The following is a 5,394-nucleotide window of genomic DNA, read 5'->3' as shown; positions in this document are numbered from 1 at the left end:
ATCTCGTGCGGGAGAAAAACGTGCCGTTTCGCCGGGCGCACTTCATCACGGGCAAAGCCGTGGCGTATGCGGAAAATTTGGGCCTGGATTTGAGCGAGCTAAATGCGCAGCAGCTCGCTAGCGTGGATGAAAGCCTGGGCGCGGGCGCGGTTAAATTTCTTGATCTAAACGCTTCTAAGGAGGCGCGCAAGTCGCAAGGAGGCACGGCGAACGAGAGCGTCGCGGCGCAGATTGAAATTTTAAACGGGTGGCTGAAAGATAAATAAATTTTAAAATTTATCGCTTAAAGATGAAATTTTTAATATAATTATAGAAAAATTAAGGAGGGAAAGATGTTTGGAGGCGGATATAAAAAAGAGCTAGAAAGCAAAAATGCTGCTTTAGAGCAAGAAAACGAAAGCCTAAAAGCGCAGGTTGAAAGACTGCAAAGCGAGCTAGAGGCCGTAAAATCAAGCGCGGCTAACAAGCAGGACGCGCCTAAGTTGCAGGCCGACGCGGTCAAACTGCTACTGGATAGTTATGCCGACGGTATAAATTTCTTGCAGGGTACGATGGAAGAAAATTTAGAAATACTCAAAAATATAAACGAGCTAAATAATCTAACCTTTGCCAAGACGGGCGAACTGCGCGAGCAGACGAGCTTTATCGTTAGCTCTATGCAAAACGTCCAGCAAATGAGCGGCGACCTGCAAAACGACGCCTCGTCGCTAAATAACAGCGTGATGTCGATCGTGGAGATTATAAATCTCATCAAAGATATCTCCGATCAGACGAATTTGCTAGCTCTAAACGCGGCTATCGAAGCGGCTCGCGCGGGCGAACACGGACGCGGATTTGCCGTGGTGGCCGATGAGGTGCGAAAGCTCGCCGAACGCACGCAAAAAGCTACTCTCGAAGTCGAAGTGAATATAAACGGACTTAAACAAAGCTCAAATACTATGATAGGAATGAGTGAGAATTTTTCTCAAATTTCAGGCGACGTCATGCGCGTTTTGAGCGATTTTCAGGGCACTATCGCAAGCGTAAACGAAAATACGCAAAATATCTTAAATCAAACATTAAATTTAACTAACGAAGTTAACGTTAGCAACGGCAAGATCGATCATATAAATATGAAACTAAATGGTTATAGAGCCGTTTTAAACGGCGAATTTGAAAGCATACCTGAGGCCGGGCGTTGCAGATTTGGTAAGTGGTTTAATGAAAAAGTCAAAAATATCGTAAAAGACGCAAAAACGGTGCAAGATATCTCGCGCGATCACGAAAACGTCCATAGCGGGCTAGAGAAAGCGATCAAGATTTTTGCAGATAGTAGCAAGGATAACATCGCTGGGGTGGAAATTCTAAAAGACGTGGAAAATTCGAGCAAAGTAGGCTTTGAAACGCTTTTGGACGCGGTTAGAGCGGCTAGGAAATAATAAAATTCGGTCACTCGCTTTCGCGGCGGGCGGTTAAATTTATCAAAATCAGCAGATTATGCGAAATTTGTATATTTTCAATATGTCTGCCGAGTATTATTGGTTTTTGTCGGGTATTTTTAGCGCCTGCTTTTTAATGCGAATCGATGCAAATTCGAATGGATTTAAAAGTAGGTTTGCCGAGTCAGATTTAAATTTCCGCTCAAATTTAAGGTGCGTTTTGCAGGGTGGTTAAATTGATTTATCTTTTTAACGATATCAAATTTTACGGGATTTGGCGTAATTTGGCGCCGCATTTTTTACTAAATTTTAATGCCGAGCCCTTGCCGAATTTATCGCGCCAAATACGGCTCCAATCCTCACTTCAATCTAAAATTTTGATTTTCTTCCGCGATTTTTTGAAGCTCGTTAAGGTTGTTTTCGGCTTGTTTTAAGAGCTCGTCGAATTTAAACCCTAGCATAACGATACGGTAGAGTTCGGGCTTGTTTTTCTTCCAGTTATAAAGCGTTTTCGTATCTATATTTAAAATCCCCGCTATATCTCTTTTTGATAGATTATTTCCCATTTTTAGCCTTTTTATCGGGAATTTTCGAGAAAATAGGCTGACTTATCAACTAAGGAATAATTACTTTATATTTAGACTTTATAAGGATTTATTCCTTAAATTTAATATCTCTTAAGGCTCGTTTCGGTAGCATTCTTCAAATTTTAAATGAGGGGTAAAAATGGCGTACAAATTTGATGAGGATTTGGAGTTCTTGCGTGAGCTAAAAAGTAGCGATTTAAATGAGCTTGTTGATATTCTTAAAGGTAAAGATGGGGATGGAAGAATGACTGAAGAGCTGAGCGCTAAAGATGATTTTAAAAAATTTTATCCAGACCATCAAAGGTATATAGAGTTGATTTGTGAGGAGTTGCAACTTTTTGGCGGCAATACGATTGCAAATATGTTTAGAGGGCATGGTCTTTTATATAAAGAAATTTTATGCGACGTTTGCGATAAGTTAAAGGTTAATTATAATAAATCGCAAAATACGCAGACTATAGAGCAAGGGCTGTTTATGAAAATTTTATCTGATAGTCTAGATAAGATGAGTGAGGAAGACCTAAAAAATATCTCAAACGAGCTTGGATTAAAAACTACCAAGTTTACATCGCAAGCCGTTATGGGCGCTTTGCAAGTAGCAATTAAAGGAGGCGGATTTATGTCGTATAAAATAGCTCTCATCGTGGCCAATACTATCGCAAATATTATTTTGGGCAGAGGTCTTAGTTTGGCGGCGAATGCGACGCTTACAAGAACTATTAGCATATTTGCCGGACCTATAGGCTGGCTTATTACGGGTGTTTGGACTGCGGCAGATATAGCCGGTCCTGCATACAGAGTAACGATACCTGCGGTTATCCAAGTGGCTTTTTTAAGGCAAGTTTATTTGAATAAGGGTGAAGAATGTTAATGGAAATCGTTTCGTTAATAAGTGGGGGTAAAAAAATTTGGGATTGGATTGAAGAGCAAGAAAGACTCGAAAGACGCAGAAAACGCAACAACGCAATAATCAGATGCCTAATTTACTCCGCTATTATCGGCGTTTTGTATTATTACGGCTTTACGGATAGCTTTTTTGAATGGATTTATAATTGGTGGGATGGTTAAATTTAAACTAAAAACAGACGAACCGACCTAAATTAAAGGTTGGCTCGCTAAATCAAATTTGCACTCAAATTTAGAGCGTAAATTTTAAAAATTTAAAACGTACTTTGCGGATCGGTCGCGGTATCTACCCAGCCCAGCTTTGCGCCCGCTAGCAGGTGAAAGTGCAGGTGCATGACCTCTTGACCACCGTTTTCGCCGCAGTTTGTGACTAGGCGGTATCCGCTCTTATCTACTCCCATCAGCACCGCGACCTCTTGGATAAATTTCGTCATCTCGCCCATCAGCGCTCCGTCCATCTCTTGAAAATTTTCAAAATGTTTTTTCGGGATGATCAAAATATGAATCGGAGCCTTTGGATTTATGTCGTTAAAGGCTAGAAATTTGTCGTTTTCCAGCACTTTGTTGCAAGGTATTTCGCCTGCTACGATTTTTTCGAATATCGTCATGATTTTCTCCTGGTTAAAATTTGGCTTAATTATAACAAGTAAAAGTTAAAATTTCCCGCCTTTTAGGCAGATTTTATCAAATTTTGACTACAATCTATCCTAAAATTCAGTAAAGGTAAAAACTTGCAAGAGTATAGAGAAAGTATCGCAAAATGCGGGAATTTGGCGGATTTAGACAAGATTCGCGTCGCGCTACTGGGCAAAAAGGGCGCGATCACGTCGGAGTTTGCTAAGCTTAAGGACATGGACGAAGTGGCCAAGAAGGAATTTGCGGCAAATTTAAACAAGCTAAGAGACGAATTTGAAGAGCTTTTAGCAGCTAAAAAAACCGAGCTTGAAAGCGGCGAGATAAAAGCCAAAATGAAGGCCGAAGCTATCGATATCACGCTATTTAACGAGCCTTCGGGCGCTGGCGCATTGCACCCCGTGATGGCTACGATGGATAAGATCATCGAGTACTTTATGATGCAAAATTTCTCGCTCGAGACTGGGCCGCTCATAGAGGATGATTTTCATAACTTCGAGGCGCTAAATTTGCCTAAATATCACCCTGCGCGCGATATGCAAGACACGTTTTATTTTAAGGATTTTAGGCTACTCCGCACGCATACTAGCCCCGTGCAGGTGCGCACGATGATGAGCAAAAAGCCTCCGATCCGCATGATAGCGCCGGGAACGGTGTTTCGCCGCGATATGGACCTAACGCACACGCCGATGTTTCATCAGGTAGAAGGCCTCGTGGTCGAGGAGGGCGGCGCGGTGAGCTTTGCAAATTTAAAATCAATGCTTGAAAATTTCTTAAAATACATGTTCGGCGACGTTAAAGTGCGCTTTCGCCCTAGCTTTTTCCCATTTACGGAGCCTAGCGCAGAGGTCGATATTAGCTGTATTTTTTGCCACGGCGAGGGATGTCGCGTATGCAAGCAAACGGGCTGGCTCGAGGTGCTGGGATGCGGCGTGGTCGATCCAAACGTCTTTAAAGCAGTCGGCTACAAAAACGTAAGCGGATACGCATTTGGGCTTGGAGTCGAGAGATTTGCGATGCTGCTTCATCAAATTCCTGATTTGCGCTCGCTTTTCGAGGGAGATTTAAGATTATTGGAGCAGTTTAAATGATATTTTCAAGAAATTGGCTAAGCGAATGGCTAGATATCTCGAGCGTAACGAGCGAAACACTACTAAAGACGCTAAATTCGATCGGACTTGAGGTTGATAGCTTTAAAGAGATCAGAGTACCTAAAAACATCGTCGTAGGCTACGTAAAAAGCAAGATAAAACACGAAAATGCCGAGAAACTAAGCGTTTGTCAAGTGGATGTGGGCGGAGAGACGCTACAAATCGTCTGCGGCGCGAAAAACGTCGAGGCCGGGCAGTTCGTGCCTGTGGCGCTATCAGGCGCCGTTATGCCAAGCGGACTAGAGATAAAGAGGGCAAAACTGCGCGGCGTCGAGTCAAACGGTATGATCTGCTCATCCGTCGAGCTAGGCCTCGTAAAAACAAACGACGGCATAATGCCGCTAGATGAAAGTATCGGCGAGCTAAAACTGGGTAAAGAAATTTGCGAATATCCGCTACTAAACGACGATATCATCGAGATCGAGCTAACGCCAAATCGCGGCGACTGCCTAAGCGTTTATGGGGTAGCGAGGGATCTGTCGGCTGCGCTTGATCTGCCGCTAAAAGACGCCGCCAGATACGAAGAGGGCGAAAATTTGCTCGGTATCGGGCGTATCTTAGCCATCCACGCCGAGGAAAATTTACAAAGCAGTTTTCAGTACCGAGCATTTGAGATAAAAGAGTATTTCGACGAAAATTTGCTAATGAAGATCCGTTTGGCGCTGATCGAGTGCGATAAACAAAACCGCATCGAGCGCC

6 protein-coding genes and 1 pseudogene are annotated in these 5,394 nt (G+C 43.0%); 5 read left to right on the top strand and 2 right to left on the bottom strand.

The window, feature by feature from the left end; genetic code table 11:
- Positions 1–266: pseudogene (locus tag Q0224_RS00370) on the top strand (argininosuccinate lyase); the annotation flags it as partial.
- 66 nt (positions 267–332) lie between these two features.
- Positions 333–1,418 (top strand): methyl-accepting chemotaxis protein, encoded by a 1,086-nt coding sequence (locus Q0224_RS00365; protein WP_297948044.1) that lies wholly within the window; start codon positions 333–335, stop codon positions 1,416–1,418.
- Positions 1,419–1,777: 359 nt separating this feature from the next.
- Here the strand turns inward: Q0224_RS00365 and Q0224_RS00360 are convergent, their stop codons facing one another.
- Positions 1,778–1,984, bottom strand: coding sequence for a transcriptional regulator (locus tag Q0224_RS00360; protein WP_297948043.1), 207 nt, complete (start codon positions 1,982–1,984; stop codon positions 1,778–1,780).
- 160 nt (positions 1,985–2,144) lie between these two features.
- On the opposite strand from Q0224_RS00360, the gene Q0224_RS00355 reads away from it, so the two are divergent.
- Entirely contained in the window at positions 2,145–2,876 is a 732-nt protein-coding gene (locus Q0224_RS00355; protein WP_297948042.1) for a DUF3944 domain-containing protein, read from the top strand.
- A gap of 289 nt (positions 2,877–3,165) precedes the next feature.
- Here Q0224_RS00355 and Q0224_RS00350 read toward each other — a convergent pair whose 3' ends face one another.
- Positions 3,166–3,519 carry a histidine triad nucleotide-binding protein gene (locus Q0224_RS00350; protein ID WP_009493554.1) on the bottom strand — a complete coding sequence of 118 codons (354 nt, stop codon included), beginning with the start codon at positions 3,517–3,519 and terminating at the stop codon, positions 3,166–3,168.
- 123 nt (positions 3,520–3,642) lie between these two features.
- Between Q0224_RS00350 and pheS the strand changes: the two genes are divergently transcribed.
- Positions 3,643–4,635 carry a phenylalanine--tRNA ligase subunit alpha gene (gene pheS, locus Q0224_RS00345; RefSeq protein ID WP_297948041.1) on the top strand — a complete coding sequence of 331 codons (993 nt, stop codon included), beginning with the start codon at positions 3,643–3,645 and terminating at the stop codon, positions 4,633–4,635.
- On the top strand, positions 4,632–5,394 hold a 763-nt coding region (gene ytpR, locus Q0224_RS00340), incomplete at its 3' end, for a YtpR family tRNA-binding protein (RefSeq protein WP_366939488.1). The genes pheS and ytpR, both read left to right, overlap by 4 nt.

Source organism: uncultured Campylobacter sp. (assembly GCF_938002845.1).
Taxonomy (GTDB): domain Bacteria; phylum Campylobacterota; class Campylobacteria; order Campylobacterales; family Campylobacteraceae; genus Campylobacter_B.
The sequence above is the reverse complement of the archived record's forward strand: the minus strand, read 5'-3'. Positions and strand labels throughout refer to the sequence as shown.

Excerpts from the sequence above, each read along its gene's own strand:
- Q0224_RS00365 (WP_297948044.1), top strand. The coding sequence starts at position 333 with ATGTTTGGAGGCGGATATAAAAAAGAGCTAGAAAGCAAAAATGCTGCT.
- Q0224_RS00360 (WP_297948043.1), bottom strand. The coding sequence starts at position 1,984 with ATGGGAAATAATCTATCAAAAAGAGATATAGCGGGGATTTTAAATATA.
- Q0224_RS00355 (WP_297948042.1), top strand. The coding sequence starts at position 2,145 with ATGGCGTACAAATTTGATGAGGATTTGGAGTTCTTGCGTGAGCTAAAA.
- Q0224_RS00350 (WP_009493554.1), bottom strand. The coding sequence starts at position 3,519 with ATGACGATATTCGAAAAAATCGTAGCAGGCGAAATACCTTGCAACAAA.